The 15,998-nt window shown below is 65.6% G+C and carries 14 protein-coding genes; 7 read left to right on the forward strand and 7 right to left on the reverse strand.

All coding sequences use genetic code 11. The annotated features are described in order from the left end of the window. The first annotated feature begins 3 nt into the window (after positions 1-3). A complete protein-coding gene (locus tag CMASS_RS02350) occupies positions 4-1,221 on the forward strand; it encodes an amidohydrolase (RefSeq protein ID WP_022862644.1) in 1,218 nt (405 codons plus the stop codon). Between the two features lie 72 nt (positions 1,222-1,293). Further along, the gene (locus CMASS_RS02355; protein WP_022862643.1) at positions 1,294-2,721 is read left to right on the forward strand and encodes an NAD(P)H-quinone dehydrogenase; all 1,428 of its coding nucleotides are present in this window, start codon (positions 1,294-1,296) and stop codon (positions 2,719-2,721) included. A 22-nt stretch (positions 2,722-2,743) separates the two neighbouring features. On the opposite strand, the gene CMASS_RS02360 is transcribed toward CMASS_RS02355, so the two are convergent. After that, positions 2,744-3,364: an Ltp family lipoprotein gene (locus CMASS_RS02360; RefSeq protein ID WP_027018580.1), complete on the reverse strand. Its 621-nt coding sequence runs from the start codon at positions 3,362-3,364 to the stop codon at positions 2,744-2,746. Positions 3,365-3,575: 211 nt separating this feature from the next. Here CMASS_RS02360 and prpD point away from each other — a divergent pair, with 211 nt between their 5' ends. The 4 genes from prpD to CMASS_RS02380 all read left to right on the forward strand — a co-directional run bounded on the left by prpD (position 3,576) and on the right by CMASS_RS02380 (position 10,710). Next, a complete protein-coding gene (gene prpD, locus CMASS_RS02365) occupies positions 3,576-5,087 on the forward strand; it encodes a 2-methylcitrate dehydratase PrpD (RefSeq protein WP_022862641.1) in 1,512 nt (503 codons plus the stop codon). Then, the gene (prpB, locus tag CMASS_RS02370) at positions 5,088-6,008 is read left to right on the forward strand and encodes a methylisocitrate lyase (protein WP_022862640.1); all 921 of its coding nucleotides are present in this window, start codon (positions 5,088-5,090) and stop codon (positions 6,006-6,008) included. Then, on the forward strand, positions 6,001-7,188 hold the full coding sequence (locus CMASS_RS02375; protein WP_022862639.1) for a bifunctional 2-methylcitrate synthase/citrate synthase: 1,188 nt from the start codon (positions 6,001-6,003) through the stop codon (positions 7,186-7,188). Before prpB ends, CMASS_RS02375 begins: the two co-directional genes overlap by 8 nt. Before the next feature lie 108 nt (positions 7,189-7,296). After that, positions 7,297-10,710 carry a pyruvate carboxylase gene (locus CMASS_RS02380; RefSeq protein ID WP_022862638.1) on the forward strand — a complete coding sequence of 1,138 codons (3,414 nt, stop codon included), beginning with the start codon at positions 7,297-7,299 and terminating at the stop codon, positions 10,708-10,710. Here the strand turns inward: CMASS_RS02380 and CMASS_RS02385 are convergent. From CMASS_RS02385 to CMASS_RS02400, 4 genes are read right to left on the reverse strand one after another with little or no spacing between them, the layout of a single operon-like run. Beyond that, a complete protein-coding gene (locus CMASS_RS02385) occupies positions 10,694-11,260 on the reverse strand; it encodes a GNAT family N-acetyltransferase (RefSeq protein ID WP_022862637.1) in 567 nt (188 codons plus the stop codon). The two genes, CMASS_RS02380 and CMASS_RS02385, sit on opposite strands and share 17 nt — an antisense overlap. Positions 11,261-11,281: 21 nt before the next feature. Continuing rightward, the gene (locus tag CMASS_RS02390) at positions 11,282-13,042 is read right to left on the reverse strand and encodes an acetyl/propionyl/methylcrotonyl-CoA carboxylase subunit alpha (protein WP_022862636.1); all 1,761 of its coding nucleotides are present in this window, start codon (positions 13,040-13,042) and stop codon (positions 11,282-11,284) included. A gap of 45 nt (positions 13,043-13,087) precedes the next feature. Further along, positions 13,088-13,963, reverse strand: a complete 876-nt coding sequence (locus CMASS_RS02395; protein ID WP_022862635.1) for a sulfurtransferase — start codon at positions 13,961-13,963, stop codon at positions 13,088-13,090. A 43-nt stretch (positions 13,964-14,006) separates the two neighbouring features. Beyond that, a complete protein-coding gene (locus CMASS_RS02400) occupies positions 14,007-14,408 on the reverse strand; it encodes a DUF3151 domain-containing protein (RefSeq protein WP_022862634.1) in 402 nt (133 codons plus the stop codon). An 87-nt stretch (positions 14,409-14,495) separates the two neighbouring features. On the opposite strand from CMASS_RS02400, the gene CMASS_RS02405 reads away from it, so the two are divergent. Beyond that, complete coding sequence (locus CMASS_RS02405; RefSeq protein WP_022862633.1) at positions 14,496-15,176, forward strand: DUF4282 domain-containing protein; 681 nt, start codon at positions 14,496-14,498, stop codon at positions 15,174-15,176. Positions 15,177-15,200: 24 nt separating this feature from the next. Here the strand turns inward: CMASS_RS02405 and CMASS_RS02410 are convergent, their stop codons facing one another. Both CMASS_RS02410 and CMASS_RS02415 read right to left on the reverse strand, forming a co-directional pair. Next, positions 15,201-15,788 carry a Maf family protein gene (locus CMASS_RS02410; protein ID WP_022862632.1) on the reverse strand — a complete coding sequence of 196 codons (588 nt, stop codon included), beginning with the start codon at positions 15,786-15,788 and terminating at the stop codon, positions 15,201-15,203. Beyond that, positions 15,788-15,988 carry an acyl-CoA carboxylase epsilon subunit gene (locus tag CMASS_RS02415; RefSeq protein ID WP_022862631.1) on the reverse strand — a complete coding sequence of 67 codons (201 nt, stop codon included), beginning with the start codon at positions 15,986-15,988 and terminating at the stop codon, positions 15,788-15,790. Before CMASS_RS02415 ends, CMASS_RS02410 begins: the two co-directional genes overlap by 1 nt. Between the last annotated feature and the right edge of the window lie 10 nt (positions 15,989-15,998).

The following is a 15,998-nucleotide window of genomic DNA, read 5'->3' on the forward strand; positions in this document are numbered from 1 at the left end:
ACTGTGACCGAGGCGAAGGACATCTCGAGCTATGTCAACCAGTGGTTCGACCAGCATCGCGCCGAGGTGATCGGCTGGCGCCGCCACATTCACCAGCACCCGGAGACCGCCAACCGCGAGTTCGCCACCACCTCTTTTATCGCAGACACGCTCACGAAAGCAGGGCTGGAGCCGCAGCTGCTGGCCGATACGGGGCTCTTCGTCGACATCGGCCCCGATACGGAGCTGGGGCGCATTGCGTTTCGCGCCGACATCGACGCGCTCCCGCTTACCGAGGTGACCGGGCTCGAATTCTCGTCTGTCAACCGCGGCGTCACCCACGCCTGCGGCCACGACGTGCATACCACCATCGCCCTCGGGCTGGCGTGCGCGTTGGCGGATTACGCTCGCGCTCACTCACTGGAGATCGGCGTGCGCGTTATCTTCCAGCCCGCTGAGGAAGTGTGGGTGGGTGGCGCCACCGACGTCATCGAGCAGGGCGTGCTCGATGGTGTCCACTCCATTTTCGCCGTCCACGCCGAGCCAAAGCTGCGCGTCGGGCGCATTGGCGTGCGCGCGGGGGCCATTACCTCTGCTACCGACGTGGTGGAGATCAACGTCAAGGGGCCGGGCGGGCACACCTCCCGCCCGCATTTGAGCGCCGACGTCATCTACGCGCTGGGGAAACTGATAACCGATCTGCCGGGGTTGCTCTCGCGCCGGGTCGACCCGCGCACCGGCACCGTCTTGGTGTTCGGCACGGTCAATTCCGGCTACGCGCCGAACGCCATCCCGCAGTCCGGCAGCGTGACCGGCACGGTGCGCACCGCGGACATCACCATCTGGCGCGACATGCAGACCTTGTTTAGCCAGCTGGTCGAAGGCGTGCTCGAACCCATCGGGGTGGAGCACGAGCTGACGTACCACCGCGGGGTGCCGCCGGTGTTAAACGACGACGTGGCCACCGCGCTACTCGCCTCTGCCGCCCAGGCCATCGACCCGCAGGCGGTGGTGCAGGCGCCGCAGTCGTCGGGCGGGGAGGACTTCTCGTGGTACCTGGAGCACGTGCCCGGTGCGATGGCGCGCCTGGGCTGCTGGTCCGGGGACGGCGAGATGCACGATCTGCACCAGGGCGACCTCGTGGTGGACGAGCGCGCCTTGGGCGTAGGCATCAAGCTGTTCGGATCGTTGGTTGAGCAATTTCGCAGCGAGGTCGCGGCCGCTGCCGGGCTGACGCGATAATGTTCCAGCGAGGCGATAGACTGTCAGAGCGATTGACCTTCCCGTGAAGACGTCTTAAAAGGAGCTCTCGACTTGTCTCAGTATCAGCAGCGAATTGTCATTATCGGCGGTGGCCCGGCAGGCTACGAAGCCGCGCTGGCGGGCGCGAAGTACGGCGCTGAGATCACCCTGGTGGAGGACCAGGGAATGGGCGGCTCCGGCGTGCTTTTGGATTGCGTCCCGTCGAAGTCCTTCATCGCGGGCGCGAACGTGAAGACCGACCTGCGCCGCGCCGAGGCCATGGGCCTGAAAGAGCACCTGGGCGAGACCGAGCTGGCCTTCGAGGCTCTCAACCGCCGCGTGCAGACGCTCGCGGGCAACCAGTCGGCGGATATCGCCGGCGACATGGAAAAGGCCGGCGTGCGCGTTATTAACGGGCGCGGCTTCTTCGACGAGGATCAGCACGCACGCTCCATCGCGGGTCACAAGGTGACCGCGGTACACAACGAGACCGGGGAGAAAGAAGTTCTCGATGCGGACCTCGTCCTCATCGCCACCGGTGCCACCCCGCGCGTGCTGCCGGGCGCAAAACCGGACGGGGAGCGCATCCTGACCTGGCAGCAGGTGTACAACCTGGACGAGCTGCCGGAGCACCTCATCGTGGTCGGTTCCGGCGTGACCGGCGCGGAGTTCGTCTCCGCGTTCGCCGAGCTGGGCGTGAAGGTCACCATGGTCGCATCCCGTGACCGCATCCTGCCGCATGACGATGCCGACGCCGCCGACGTGCTCGAGACCGTCCTGTCCGAGCGCGGCGTGGGGCTGGAAAAGCACGCGCGCGTCGAGTCCGCCACCCGCACCGAGGACGGCGGCGTGTGCGTCACCACCTCCGACGGCCGGGAGATCTACGGCTCGCACGTCCTGATGTCCATCGGTTCCATCCCGAAGACGCAGGATCTGGGCCTGGAGCACATCGGCGTGGAGACCACCAAGTCCGGCCACATCGTGGTCGACCGCGTTTCGCGCACCAACGTGCCGAACGTCTACGCCGCAGGCGACTGCTCCGACCTGTTCCCGCTGGCGTCCGTCGCCGCGATGCAGGGGCGTATCGCGATGTACCACGCCCTAGGCGAGGGCGTGGATCCGCTGCGCCTGAAGACGGTCGCGACCGCGGTGTTCACCCGCCCGGAGATCGCCGCCGTCGGCTACACCGAGGCTGCCATCGAGCGCGGCGAGGTCGCCGCCCGCACCATCACGATGCCGCTGAAGACCAACCCGCGCGCCAAGATGCGGTCGCTCCAGCACGGCTTCGTCAAGCTGTTCTGCCGCGAGACCTCCGGCCGCGTCATCGGTGGCGTGGTGGTCGCTCCGACCGCGTCCGAGCTCATCTTGCCCATCGCGGTCGCCGTGACCAACCAACTCACCGTCAACCAGCTGGCGGACTCCTTCTCGGTCTACCCGTCGCTGTCGGGCACCATCACTGAGGCGGCCCGCCGCCTCGTCGCCCACGACGATCTGGAGTAGATAAACCCAGAGTCATCCACCTTTACAGGCCCAGTGCGTCTACGGCGTGCTGGGCCTGTTTTTCTGTGAACTTGTCGCCGTATTCGGACGTCAGCTGGTCGAACAGTGCCGGGCCGGACATGGGCATGAAGTCCTGGTAGTTCTTTGCCGCCTGCTCCGCTTCCTCGAAGTAGTCCGCGTCCACGTTGTCCAGGGCGTACTGGGCGGCCTCGGGGGAGTACTGCTCCGCGTACTCGGAGGTTAGCTGGTCGTACAGGCCGCGCTCCGAGAAACCGGAGAATCGTAGGTAGTTCTTCGCCGAGCGCAGGGCGTTCTTGTACTCGAGCGGGACGTCAGAATCGTTCTTTGTAGTGTCTGCCACTGGGGCATCGGCAAGCACGGCGTCCTGGATCGGGGCGGACTTTTCGATGTTCGCGGCCTCTACCGCAACGGTCGGGGAGGTGGAGACGGTGGCGTCGGCGGCGTCGCGGCCGGAGCTGGAGCCGTCGCCGGTTCCGGTGAGCGCACTGCCGATGATGAAGACGCCGGCGATACCTGCGACCCAGCCGAGCAGGCGGTGCTTCTTCTTATTCTTCGGCTGCGCGGGCGCATCCGCGTAGGGGTTGGAGGAGGGGAAAGCAGGGGAAGGGGTCTGGGAGTTCATGGTCTTCGGGGCCATACCTTTCGGGGAAGTGACGCGCGCGCCGTGCGCCCGTCGGATGACTACATACACTGCCACCCACCGCGGACATGACCACGCGAAGAATCGAACACATGAACTAATCTCTCCAAACCAGTGTGTTCTATAACTCCCTTGGTCTAGAGTGTGATCCACACAACTCACATACTTTTTGGCTACCTAGGGAGACACACGAGTGCGCACATTAAACGTCAGAACCCGTAAATCAGCCGACGATTTCCCTCTGGAAGAACACCTCGCCTATCAGCTGGCGGAGCTTGCCGCCGACCCGGTAGAAGTCGGCCCGGAGGTCACCGACATGGTGATCAACCGGGTCATCGACAATGCGGCAGTCGCAGTCGCCTCCGTGCCGCGCCGGCCGGTGACCGTGGCACGGGCGATGGCCCAGTCCCACCCGGTCTCTCAAGGCGGTGGGCACGTCTTCGGCATCGATGGCACCTTCTCGGTGGAGTGGGCGGCGTTTGCCAATGGCACCGCCGTCCGCGAACTCGACTTCCACGACACCTTCCTCGCCGCGGAGTACTCGCACCCCGGCGACAACATTCCGCCCATCCTCGCCGTGGCGCAGCACAAGGGGTTGTCCGGTGCTCAGCTCATCCGCGGCATCGCCACCGGCTACGAGGTCCAAGTCGACCTCACCAAGGCGATCTGCCTGCACGAGCACAAGATCGACCACGTCGCCCATCTGGGCCCGTCGGTGGCCGCGGGCATCGGCACGCTGCTCGGGCTCGATACCGCGACGATCTATCAGGCCATCGGGCAGGCCCTGCACACCACGACGGCGACCCGCCAGTCGCGCAAGGGGCTTATTTCTTCGTGGAAGGCGTTTGCCCCTGCCTTCGCCGGGAAGATGGCCATCGAGGCCGTTGACCGAGCCATGCGTGGCGAGGGCGCGCCCGCGCCCATTTGGGAAGGCGAAGACGGCTTCATCGCGTGGATGCTGCACTCCCCGGACGCCGTTTACGAGGTCGCGCTGCCCGGCCGCGGTGAGGAAAAGCGCGGCACCTTAGAGACCTACACCAAGGAGCACTCCGCCGAGTACCAGGCCCAGGCCCCCATCGACCTGGCCCGGCGGTTGAAGAAGACCTTGGCGGAAGAGGGGAGGGACACTGCAGACATCGAGTCGATTGTTCTGCACACCTCGCACCACACCCACTACGTCATCGGCACGGGAGCCAACGATCCGCAGAAGATGGACCCGGACGCCTCGCGCGAGACCCTCGACCACTCGCTGATGTACATGTTCGCCGTCGCGCTCGAGGACGGCGTCTGGCACCACGTCGATTCCTACGCCTCGGAGCGCGCCCACCGCCCCGAAACGGTGGAGCTGTGGCACAAGATCTCCACGGTCGAGGACCCGGAGTGGACCCGTCGCTATCACTCCCCGGACCCGGACGAGAAGGCTTTCGGGTGCAAGGCGGTCATCACGTTCCCCGACGGCAGCGTGGTGGAAGATTCCATCGCCGTTGCCGACGCCCATCCGTACGGCGCGCGGCCGTTTGCGCGCGAGAACTACATCGAAAAGCTCCGCACCCTCGCCGACGGGATCGTCGCACCCGCGGAACAGGAACGTTTCCTCACCGCGGCGCAGTCTTTGGCCACGCTCGATGACCTGGGGGAGCTCAACGTTCGCGTGACCCCGCAGACTCTGCAGACCGCCCCGGAAACCGGAAAGGGAGTGTTTTAAATGTCCGGACTGTTCGGCTCCGCCATCCCGGCGACCGAAAAGCGCGCGGACTTCCGCTGCTCACTGGAAAGCGCCACCATCACCACCCTGCCTGGGGCGTTCAACCCGCTGACGGCGCGCCTTATCCAAGACGTGGGCGGCTTCGGCGGCGTGTATGTGTCCGGCGCGGTTTTGGCCAACGATCTTGGTTTGCCCGACATTGGGCTGACCACCCTTACGGAGGTTGCCCAGCGTTCCGGCCACATCGCCCGGGCCACGGATCTGCCGGTGCTTGTCGATGCCGACACCGGCTTCGGTGAACCCATGTCTGCCGCGCGCACCATCGCGGCGTTGGAGGACGCCGGCCTCGCCGGCTGCCACTTAGAAGACCAGGTGAACCCGAAACGGTGCGGGCACCTCGACGGCAAAGAGGTGGTGAGCACCGAGTTGATGGTCCGTCGGATTTCCGCCGCGGTGGCGGAGCGTCGCGACGATAACTTCGTCATCTGCGCGCGCACCGACGCCGCCGGCACCCACGGCATCGACGAGGCCATCGACCGCGCCCGGGCCTATACCGAGGCGGGCGCCGACCTCATCTTCACGGAGGCGCTGCGCCAGCCGGAGGACTTCGAGAAATTCCGCGCGGCGATAGACACCCCGCTGCTGGCGAATATGACCGAATTTGGCAAGACCCAGCTCCTTTCCGCCCAGCAGCTCGAAGACATCGGCTACAACGCGGTCATCTGGCCGGTCTCCACCTTCCGCGTCGCCATGGGACAGACCGAGGAATTTCTCCGCGACGTGAAAGAGACCGGCATCCAAACCGACTGGCTGGGCCGCATGCAACACCGCTCCCGCCTCTACGAGCTCGTCCGCTACGCGGAATACAACGCCTTCGACAGCGACGTGTTCACCTACTCGAAAGGAATAAACGATGTCTAAAACTGCAGAAAACAACGCGCAGGACACTAACGCCCCCGAGATCCGCAAGGGACTGTACGGTGTCGTGGTCGACGAGACGAAAGTGTCCAAGGTCGTGCCGGAGACCAACTCGCTGACCTACCGCGGCTACCCCGTCCAGGAGCTTGCCCGCTACTGCTCGTTCGAGGAGGTCGCCTACCTGCTGAGGAACGGGCGGCTGCCCAAGCAGGAATCGCTCGTGCGCTTCTCCGCCCGCGAGAAGGCGCTGCGCCACCTGGACCGCCACCTCATCGACCTCATCGACCTCATCACCTCGATGCCCAAGTCCTGCCACCCGATGGACGTGCTGCGCACCGCCGTGTCCTTCCTGGGCGCCCAAGACGCCGAGGCCTACACCCGCGACTCCGAGCACGTGCGCCGCACCGCGCTGGAGCTCATGGCGAAGATCCCCACCATCATCGCCCTCGATATCCGGCGCCGCCGCGGGGAGGGCTATATCGAGCCGTCCCGCAAGAAAGGGTTCGCGGAAAACTTCTTGTGGATGGTCTTCGGCGACGGCGAGACCTCGCCGGCGATGGACCGGGCAGATATCGAGGCCTTCGACAAGTCCCTCATCCTGTACGCGGAACACTCCTTCAACGCGTCGACCTTCGCTGCCCGCGTGGTCACTTCCACGATGTCGGATACCTACTCGGCTATCGCCGCAGCCATCGGCGCGCTGAAAGGGCCTCTCCACGGTGGCGCCAACGAGGCCGTGATGAAGAACTTCCTCGAGATCGCCGACCCGCAAAGGACCGAGGAGTGGACCAAGGAGCGCCTGGCCAACAAGGAAAAGGTCATGGGATTTGGCCACCGCGTGTACAAAAACGGCGACTCCCGCGTGCCCACCATGGAGGCGGCCTTCCGGGAGCTTGCCGCAAAGCATGGACAGACGCAGTGGGTAGAGATGTACGAGGCCATGGAAAAGACGATGTACGACAACACGTCGATCCACATCCGCCCGAACCTCGACTTCCCGGCTGGGCCGGCCTACCACATCCTGGGATTCGACATCGAATTCTTCACGCCCATCTTCGTCATGGCGCGCATCGTGGGATGGACCGCGCACATCATCGAACAAAACGAAAACAACCTGCTCATCCGCCCGCTGTCGGCATACGTGGGCGAGGAGCAGCGGCCCGTTCCTCCGAAGTCGTTCTAGACCGGCAGGCGACAAACAAAAATCCCCGCGGGAAAATCGGTGCAGCGCAGAGTCCGTCTGCGAAGATGAGATGAACAGGTTGCTCTCGGAGCAGAAAGGACAGTCTGCATGTCTAACCACACACTTCCCTCGTTCGACAAGGTGCTGGTGGCCAACCGCGGTGAGATCGCCGTGCGTGCGTTCCGCGCCGCCTTCGAAACAGGGGCGTCGACCGTGGCGGTCTACCCGCGGGAAGACCGCAATTCCTTCCACCGTTCCTTCGCCGAAGAAGCGGTGCAGATCGGCGAGGAAGGCCAGCCGGTTAAGGCCTACCTCGACATCGAGGAGATGATCCGTGCGGCAAAGAAGACCGGGGCGGACGCGTTGTACCCCGGCTACGGCTTCTTGTCTGAACGTGCGGACTTAGCGCGCGCGTGCCGGGACAACGGCATCACGTTTATCGGCCCGACCCCGGAAACGCTGGAGCTGACCGGCGACAAGGCGGCCGCGGTCGCCGCCGCGGAGGCAGCGGGCCTGCCCACTTTGCAGGACTCGAAGCCTTCCACGGACGTGGACGAGCTGGCGGAGTATGCCCAGGACTTCACCTTCCCGGTCTTCGTCAAGGCCGTCGCCGGCGGCGGTGGCCGCGGCATGCGTTTCGTGGAATCCCCGGACCAGCTGAAGACGAAGGCGGCAGAGGCATCCCGCGAGGCGGCCGCCGCGTTTGGCGATGGCCACGTCTACCTCGAAACCGCCGTTCTCAACCCGCAGCACATTGAGGTGCAGATCCTCGCCGATTCTGCCGGTAACGTCATCCACCTCTTCGAGCGCGACTGCTCCGTGCAGCGCCGCCACCAAAAGGTCGTGGAAATCGCCCCGGCGCCCTTCCTCGATCCACAACTGCGCGATCGCATCTGCGCCGATGCGGTGAAGTTCTGCGAGCACATCAACTACACCGGCGCGGGCACCGTGGAGTTCCTCGTGGACGATCGCGGCAACCACGTCTTCATTGAGATGAACCCGCGCGTACAGGTCGAGCACACGGTCACCGAGGAGGTCACCGGGGTCGACATCGTCAAAGCACAGATGCAGATCGCGGCCGGCGCGTCACTGACTGAGCTGGGCTTGGTCCAAGACGACATCACGGTGACCGGCACGGCCCTGCAGTGCCGCATCACCACCGAGGATCCGAATAACGGCTTCCGCCCCGACTCGGGGACCTTGACCGCCTACCGCTCGCCGGGCGGTGCGGGCGTGCGCCTCGATGGCGCCACGTTCGTCGGCGCGGAAATTTCCCCGAACTTCGACTCGCTGCTGGTCAAAATGACCTGCCGCGGCAAGGACTTCCAGCAGGCGGTCGCCCGCGCCATCCGGGCGCTCAACGAATTCCACGTCTCCGGCGTGGCTACGAACATCGGCTTCCTCCGAGTGCTGCTGCGCGAACCGGACTTCACGGCGCGGCGGATCGATACCGGTTTCATTGCCAACCACCCGCACCTGCTGGGCGCGCCGCCGGCTGACGATGAGCCCGGCCGCATCCTCGACTACCTCGCGGAAGTGACGGTCAACCGGCCGCACGGCAAGCGCCCGACCAACATCCGGGCCTTTGACAAGCTGCCGCAGCGCTCGCACCGCAGCGCGGACCTGCCGCGCGGCTCCCGGGATCTCCTGCTGAACCTGGGCCCGGAGAAGTTCGCGGAGCGCGTGCGTAACCAGAGCGCCCTCGCGCTGACGGACACCACGTTCCGCGATGCCCACCAGTCGCTGCTGGCCACCCGCGTGCGCGGGACCGCGTTGGTCTCCGCGGCGGAGCACGTCGCCCGGCTCACCCCGGATCTCTACTCGGTAGAGGCATGGGGTGGCGCGACCTTCGACGTGGCCATGCGCTTTCTCCACGAGGACCCGTGGGTGCGCCTGGATCTGCTGCGCGAGGCCATGCCCAACGTCAACATCCAGATGCTCCTGCGCGGGCGCAACACCGTCGGCTACACCCCGTACCCGGACAAGGTCTGCCACTCTTTCGTCCAGGAAGCGGCGCGGTCCGGCGTCGACGTCTTCCGCATCTTCGACGCCCTCAACGACGTCTCCCAGATGCGTCCCGCCATCGACGCGGTGCTAGAGACCAACACCACTGTCGCCGAGGTGGCCATGGCGTACTCCGGCGATATGATGTCGCCCGCCGAGGATCTCTACACCCTCGATTACTACCTGCGGCTGGCGGAGGACATCGTCAAGGCAGGCGCCCACGTGCTGGCCATCAAGGACATGGCCGGATTGCTGCGCCCGGACGCCGCTTCGAAGCTGGTGATGGCGCTGCGCAAGAACTTCGACCTGCCGGTCCACGTGCACACCCACGACACGGCGGGCGGCCAGCTGGCCACCTACTACGCGGCGGCCCTGTCGGGCGCGGACATCGTCGACGGCGCCTCCGCGCCGCTGGCCGGGACGACCTCACAGCCGTCGCTGTCGGCCATCGTGGCCGCGTTCAGCCACACCAAGCGGGACACGGGCATCGCGCTTGCCGATGTCGCCGACATGGAACCGTACTGGGAGGCCGTGCGCCACATGTACGCCCCGTTTGAAAACGGCATCCCCGGCCCCACGGGACGCGTTTACCAGCACGAAATCCCCGGCGGGCAGCTGTCCAACCTGCGTGCGCAGGCCCGCGCGCTGGGGCTGGCGGATCGCTTCGAAGTCATCGAAGACACCTACGCCGCCGTCAACGAGATGCTCGGCCGCCCCACCAAGGTCACCCCGTCGTCGAAGGTGGTCGGAGACTTGGCGCTGCACCTCGTGGGCGCGGGCGTCGACCCGGCCGACTTCGAGGCGAACCCGACCAAGTACGACATCCCGGCGTCTGTCATCGGTTTCCTCAACGGTGAACTGGGAACCCCTCCCGGGGGCTGGCCGCCGCTGCGCGACAAGATCCTGGAGGGCAAGTCGACCGGCCCGCAGGTCAGCGAGGCAGGGGAGCTGTCCGCAGAAAACATCCGCGCCGACCTGAACCACCTGCTGTTTCCCACGCAGTACGCGGAGTTCAACGAGTTCCGCCGCCAGTACGGCAACACGGAAGCGCTCACGGACGCGGTGTTCTTCTACGGGCTCACCGAGGGCGAGGAGACCGTCGTGCACTACTTCGCCGGCGAGGACGGCGACCGCGACGCGCTCAACGCGATGGTGGTGCGCCTCGACGCCATCGGCGAGCCGGATGAGAAGGGCATGCGCTCGGTCATCCTCAACGTCAACGGGCAGGTGCGCCCGATGAAGGTGCGGGATCACTCCGTCGATTCGGTGACCTCTACGGTGGAAAAGGCCGACCCGGACAACCCGGGCCACGTCGCCGCGCCGTTCGCGGGCGTGGTCAACGTGACCATTGATCCGGGCACCGAGGTCGCGGAAGGCGACCAGATCGCCGTCATCGAGGCGATGAAGATGGAGGCGGCGATCTCCGCGCCGCGGGCGGGCACCGTCGAACGGGTCGCCATCGGCCAGGCCACCCAGGTGGAGGGTGGCGACCTCATCGCGGTTATCGCAGACGCTTAATCATCGTCGGCTCGTCGACGTGGCCCGGCACGTCGATGTCCTCGAAGCCCTCGCGCTCGTACAAACGGCGGGCGCGGGGGTTGTCCGGATCCACCCACAGCGCGATGGCGGGAGCGCCCTGCTCCTTGGCCAGGTCGCAGGCGCGGCGCAGTAGCTCCTGGCCCACCTTGAGACCCGCGTAGCGCCGCTCGACGGCGATGCACACCTCCGGGATGGTGCGCGGGTCGTGCTCGGTGGCGCGCTCTTCCGGATTGTCCGGATCCTTCCGGTTGGCCATGTACGCGTCACCCTGGGTCGCGCCGCGGAAGAAGCGCAGCCACGCGCCGCCGGCGGGAACGCCCAGGTTGCTCTCGGCGATGATCGCGCCGTCGTGGTCGGCGGACCACTCCTCGAGGTAGTGCGGCAGATCGGTCTCGAAACCGGCGTCGAGCTCCGCGTACTCATCGCCAAAGACGTAGGCGAGGAAGTACAGCCGCTTCAGGTAGGTGCGGTCACCGTCGGTGGCCGCGCGGAAAGTGATCTCGGTGTCGTTAACGTGAGTTAAGTCCATGTCCCGCGAGTTTACGGGAAATTACTCGATCTCCATCAGCACGTCGTTCTTGGTCACCTGCGCGCCCTCGGTGGCGGTAAGCGCGGCCACCGTGCCGGACTTGTGGGCCTTGACCGGGTTTTCCATCTTCATCGCCTCTAGGATGGCCACCACGTCGCCCTCGGCGACCTCGTCGCCGTCCGCCACGTTGACCTTGATGACGGTGCCCTGCATCGGGGCGGCGATGGTGTTGCCGGACACCGCGGCGGCCGCGGCGCTGCGGCGACGCTTTTTCTTCTTGCGGCCGCCGGCGCCGATGATGAGATCGGCAGGCAGCGCGACCTCGAGGCGGCGGCCGTCCACCTCGACCGTGTAGGTCTGCGGGGACGTGGTCTCCTCCGCCTCCGCGGTCTCACCCGCGTACGGTTCGAGCTGGTTGTCCCACTCTTCCTCGATCCACTTGGTGTAGACGTCGAAGCCGGAATCGGTACCGATGAATGCGGGGTTGTCCACGACGTCGCGGTGGAACGGGATAATCGTGGGCAGGCCCTCGACGCGGTATTCCGCGAGCGCGCGGGAGGCGCGGCGCAGCGCCTCGGTGCGGTTTTCGCCGTAGACCACGAGCTTGGCCAGCATGGAATCGAACTGGCCGCCCACCACGGATCCTTCGCGCACGCCGGAATCCACGCGTACGCCTGGGCCAGACGGCTCGGAGTAGCTCACGATGGTGCCCGGGGCAGGCAAGAAGCCGGTCGCGGGATCCTCGCCGTTGATGCGGAACTCGAAGGCGTGGCAGGTAGGTTCCGGATCCTCGGTAAAGCGCAGCGGTTCACCCTCGGCGATGCGGAACTGTTCGCGCACCAGATCGATGCCCGTGGTCATCTCCGTGACCGGGTGCTCGACCTGCAGGCGGGTATTGACCTCGAGGAAGGAGATGAGTCCGTCGGAGCCCACCAGGTACTCAATGGTGCCCGCGCCGACGTAACCGACCTCGGCGCAAATCCGCTTGGCCGATTCGTGGATGGCGGTGCGCTGCTCGTCCGTGAGGTAGGGGGCGGGGGCCTCCTCCACAACTTTCTGGAAGCGGCGCTGCAGCGAGCAGTCGCGGGTGCCTACGACGATGACGTTGCCGTGGGCATCGGCAAGCACCTGCGCCTCCACGTGGCGGGCCTTATCCAGGTAGCGCTCGACGAAGCACTCGCCGCGGCCGAACGCGGCGACCGCCTCGCGGGTGGCCGAATCGTACAGGTCAGCAACCTCGTCCTGGGTGTAGGCGACCTTCATGCCGCGTCCGCCGCCGCCGAACGCAGCCTTGATCGCGATGGGGAGACCGTGCTGGGCGGCGAAGGCCTCGACCTCCGCGGCGTCCGCCACCGGGTTCTCGGTGCCGGGGGCCATTGGGGCATCGGCACGCTGCGCGATGTGGCGCGCGGTGACCTTGTCGCCCAGATCCGCAATGGACTTCGGCGACGGGCCAATCCAGATAAGGCCCGCTTCGATCACCGCGGCGGCGAAGTCAGCGTTTTCGGACAAGAAGCCATAGCCGGGGTGGATGGCGTCCGCGCCGGACTTGCGGGCGGCGTCCAAGATCTTGTCCGCGTCGAGGTAGGAGTCGGCCGAGGTCTGCCCGCCGAGGGCGAACGCCTCGTCGGCGAGGGTGACGAAGGGAGCGTCCGCGTCCGGTTCCGCATACACCGCCACGGATGCGATGCCCGCATCGCGCGCGGCACGGATGACGCGCACCGCGATTTCGCCGCGGTTTGCGACGAGAACCTTGGTGATCTTCCTCTTCTTATTCGCCACGGGCCGAAGCCTCCTGCATTGTCGGATTAATTAACCGGGGTGATTCTAGCGCTCGACGGGCATTTTGATCATATTGCCCCATTCCGCCCACGAACCGTCGTAGACGCGCACATCAGAAAAGCCCAGCAGGAACTTCAGTACAAACCAGGTGTGTGCCGCCTGCGCACCGACGTGGGAATACAGCGCTGTAGGTGTATCCGGTTCGAGGTTCCCAAACGCTACATGCAGATCAGAAAGTGGCCGAAAACACCCGTTGGGAAGGACCGCGCGGCTCCACTCGAGGTTGGTCGCACCCGGGATGTGCCCGTGGCGCGCGGTGGTGCCGTACCGCGAATCGCCCTGCGGGGACTCCGCGGTCGGCTGCCCGGAAAACTCCTCCGGGGTGCGCGTATCCACCAGGGAAATGGTGCCCGCGTGCAGCATCTCCTGCAGCTTTTCTACGAAGATGCGCTCGTCGGCATCCGCGTAGGAGACCTCCGGGTAGTTGCTCTCCGGGTGTGCGTCAACCATGAAGGACGTGTCGCGCTCCTCGGCCATCCAGGCGTCGCGCCCGCCGTTGAGCAGGCGCACGTCCGGGTGCCCGTACAGCTGGAAGATCCACAGGGCGAAGGCGGCCCACCAGTTGGACTTGTCGCCGTAGAGCACCACCGTGTCCTCGCGGTTGATGCCCTTGTCCCGCATCAGGGCGGTGAACCCTTCCGGCGTGACGATGTCCCGGGTGAGCGGATCCAGCAATTCCTCTCGGAATTTAATGCGGGTAGCGCTCGGGATGTGGCCGATGTCGTAGAGCAGGCCGTCCTCGTCGACCTCGATGACGCGCAGGCCTTTCATGCCCAGGCGGGCTGACAGCCACGGCGCGGATACGAGACGGCCGGGGTGCGCGTACTCCTGAAACGGTGGGTAAGGATCGAGATCGAACACAGCTAGTACCGCCCTCGAAAGCTAGTTGGGGATGTGGGAGGAATTATTGTACGCGGCCAGTCAACAAGGGTTGAGTGGCGTCCGCGTCGGCATCGTTAAGCATCTGCTCAATGCGGTCATACTCGTCGTCTTCGCCGATGAGCTTTGCCGCTCGGCCCAGCGCCGCGATGGCGCGGAGCACGCCCTGGTTGGGCTCGTGGCTAAACGGCACCGGGCCCCAGCCTTTCCAGCCGTTGCCGCGGAGGCGATCCAGGCCGCGGTGGTAGCCGGTGCGTGCAAAGGCGTAGGCGACCAGCTTGTCCGGGTTGTCCTTGTCCAGCTCGCGCTCGGCCAGCTCTGCCCACGCAAGCGGGCTGTCCGGGTGGCGGAGCGCGTCGCGGTCGTTCTGCGCCGGGTCTTCCGGCAGGTGGAGCGGTTTCGGTGCGAGCATGTCGTTGAATTCCATGCGTAACACTCTAGTGCCGTTGTGAACTGGTAGTCTCCGGAATGCCCCCAATCCCATTCCCTTACCTTTTGAAAGGACTGGTTTCGCATGTCTGAGCACCAGTATCCGCACGGCGGTTTCGACGATTCCGATAACTCCGACAACTCGGGGCACGTCGACAACTCCGGGTTCGCGAACGCGGAGCCTTACTCGGCCAGCTCGAACAATGAAGAAGCGCACTCCCAGCCCCGCGCTCAGCAGACCCAGTTCGGCCAGCAATCTCAGTTCGGCCAGCAGAACCAGCAGCAGCCTCCATTCGGGCAGGGGATGGGCCCGCAAGGGTTCCCGCCGCAGGGCGCTATGCCGCAGCCGGGGCCGATGCAGCCGGGGCCGATGCAACCGCCCCGCCCGCCGATGCACGGACAGCTTAACAAGCCCAAAGGCTTTTTCAGCGCGCTCTTTGATTTCGAATTCCGGAACTTTGTGACCATCGATTTTGCGAAGATTATCTACATCATCGCGATTGCTCTCAACAGTATCGTTACTATCGGATGGGTCATCTTCGGGCTGATTGCGCTCTTCGAAGGTATGGAGGAAGGCGGCTCAGAGCTCGCCCTCGGATTCATCGCATTCCTAGTGACCCTCGTCTTGGCTACCCTGTGGTTTTTCACCACCACGATCCTGGTTCGCGTGCAGATCGAGTTCATCGTGGCCGCGATCCGCACCGCGCAAAACACCGGTGAGATGGTCGAACATCAGCGCCGCACCGAGCACGGAGAGCGCTACTAATAGTCGGCTGATAGGCGCCCGTTGCTAGTTGTCCCAGAACTGGGACACGCTCAACCCGAAGTCGTACAGCGCGCGCCGAACAACCGGCAGCGACAAACCGATGACCGACGAGGGATCGCCCTCGATACGGTCGATAAACCAGCCGCCGAGTGCCTCCAAGGTGAACGCGCCCGCGCACTCGAGCGGCTCCCCAGTGGCGGCGTAAGCCCGAATATCTTCCTCCGTCGCGGCGGCGAAGTGGACCGTCGTGCGGGACGTTTCCACCACCTCGCGGCCGCCGAATCGAACGCAGTGGCCCGTCAGGAGTTCCGCCGTCTTCCCGGCCTGGGCGTTCCACCTTTCGATGGTCGCCTCCACCGTGTGCGGCTTACCTTGCAACTCGCCGTCTAAAAGCAGCATGGAATCGCCGCCGATCACCACGTCGTCGGGGTAGTCGACGGCAGCGGCCTTCGCTTGCGCGAGCTCCGCGACGACGACGTCCGGTGCCGCGTGACCGAGCCGCGCCCGGATCGCCTCCTCGTCGACGTGAGCCGGGTGTAGCACCGGCTCGATTCCGGCCCCGCGCAGGATGCTGGCGCGGGACGGGGACTGGGACGCGAGGACAATGCGCATTAGTAGTACCGAATGTTGCGGTAGGCCGACGGATTGAACTGCGGGTGCGCCGGGTCGAACTGCTCGGCGGTGCGGCCCCAGGCATCGGCAGGCTCGGTAGCGCCGGCAGCTTTCGCGCGCGAGGCGGCGGTGAGCTGCTCGACGAGCTTTTCCACCGCCTTGGCTTCCTGCTCGGTGGGGTTTCCGCGCACAATCTTCATGGTGTGTCTG

The organism is Corynebacterium massiliense DSM 45435 (assembly GCF_028609805.1).
GTDB classification, from domain to species: domain Bacteria; phylum Actinomycetota; class Actinomycetes; order Mycobacteriales; family Mycobacteriaceae; genus Corynebacterium; species Corynebacterium massiliense.

Bases quoted from the DNA above. Each gene is read 5' to 3' on its own strand.
- CMASS_RS02405 (WP_022862633.1), top strand. From the start codon at position 14,496: ATGTCTGAGCACCAGTATCCGCACGGCGGTTTCGACGATTCCGATAAC.
- prpB (WP_022862640.1), top strand. From the start codon at position 5,088: ATGTCCGGACTGTTCGGCTCCGCCATCCCGGCGACCGAAAAGCGCGCG.
- CMASS_RS02400 (WP_022862634.1), bottom strand. From the start codon at position 14,408: ATGGAATTCAACGACATGCTCGCACCGAAACCGCTCCACCTGCCGGAA.
- CMASS_RS02410 (WP_022862632.1), bottom strand. From the start codon at position 15,788: ATGCGCATTGTCCTCGCGTCCCAGTCCCCGTCCCGCGCCAGCATCCTG.
- CMASS_RS02360 (WP_027018580.1), bottom strand. From the start codon at position 3,364: ATGAACTCCCAGACCCCTTCCCCTGCTTTCCCCTCCTCCAACCCCTAC.
- CMASS_RS02385 (WP_022862637.1), bottom strand. From the start codon at position 11,260: ATGGACTTAACTCACGTTAACGACACCGAGATCACTTTCCGCGCGGCC.
- CMASS_RS02415 (WP_022862631.1), bottom strand. From the start codon at position 15,988: ATGAAGATTGTGCGCGGAAACCCCACCGAGCAGGAAGCCAAGGCGGTG.
- CMASS_RS02380 (WP_022862638.1), top strand. From the start codon at position 7,297: ATGTCTAACCACACACTTCCCTCGTTCGACAAGGTGCTGGTGGCCAAC.
- CMASS_RS02375 (WP_022862639.1), top strand. From the start codon at position 6,001: ATGTCTAAAACTGCAGAAAACAACGCGCAGGACACTAACGCCCCCGAG.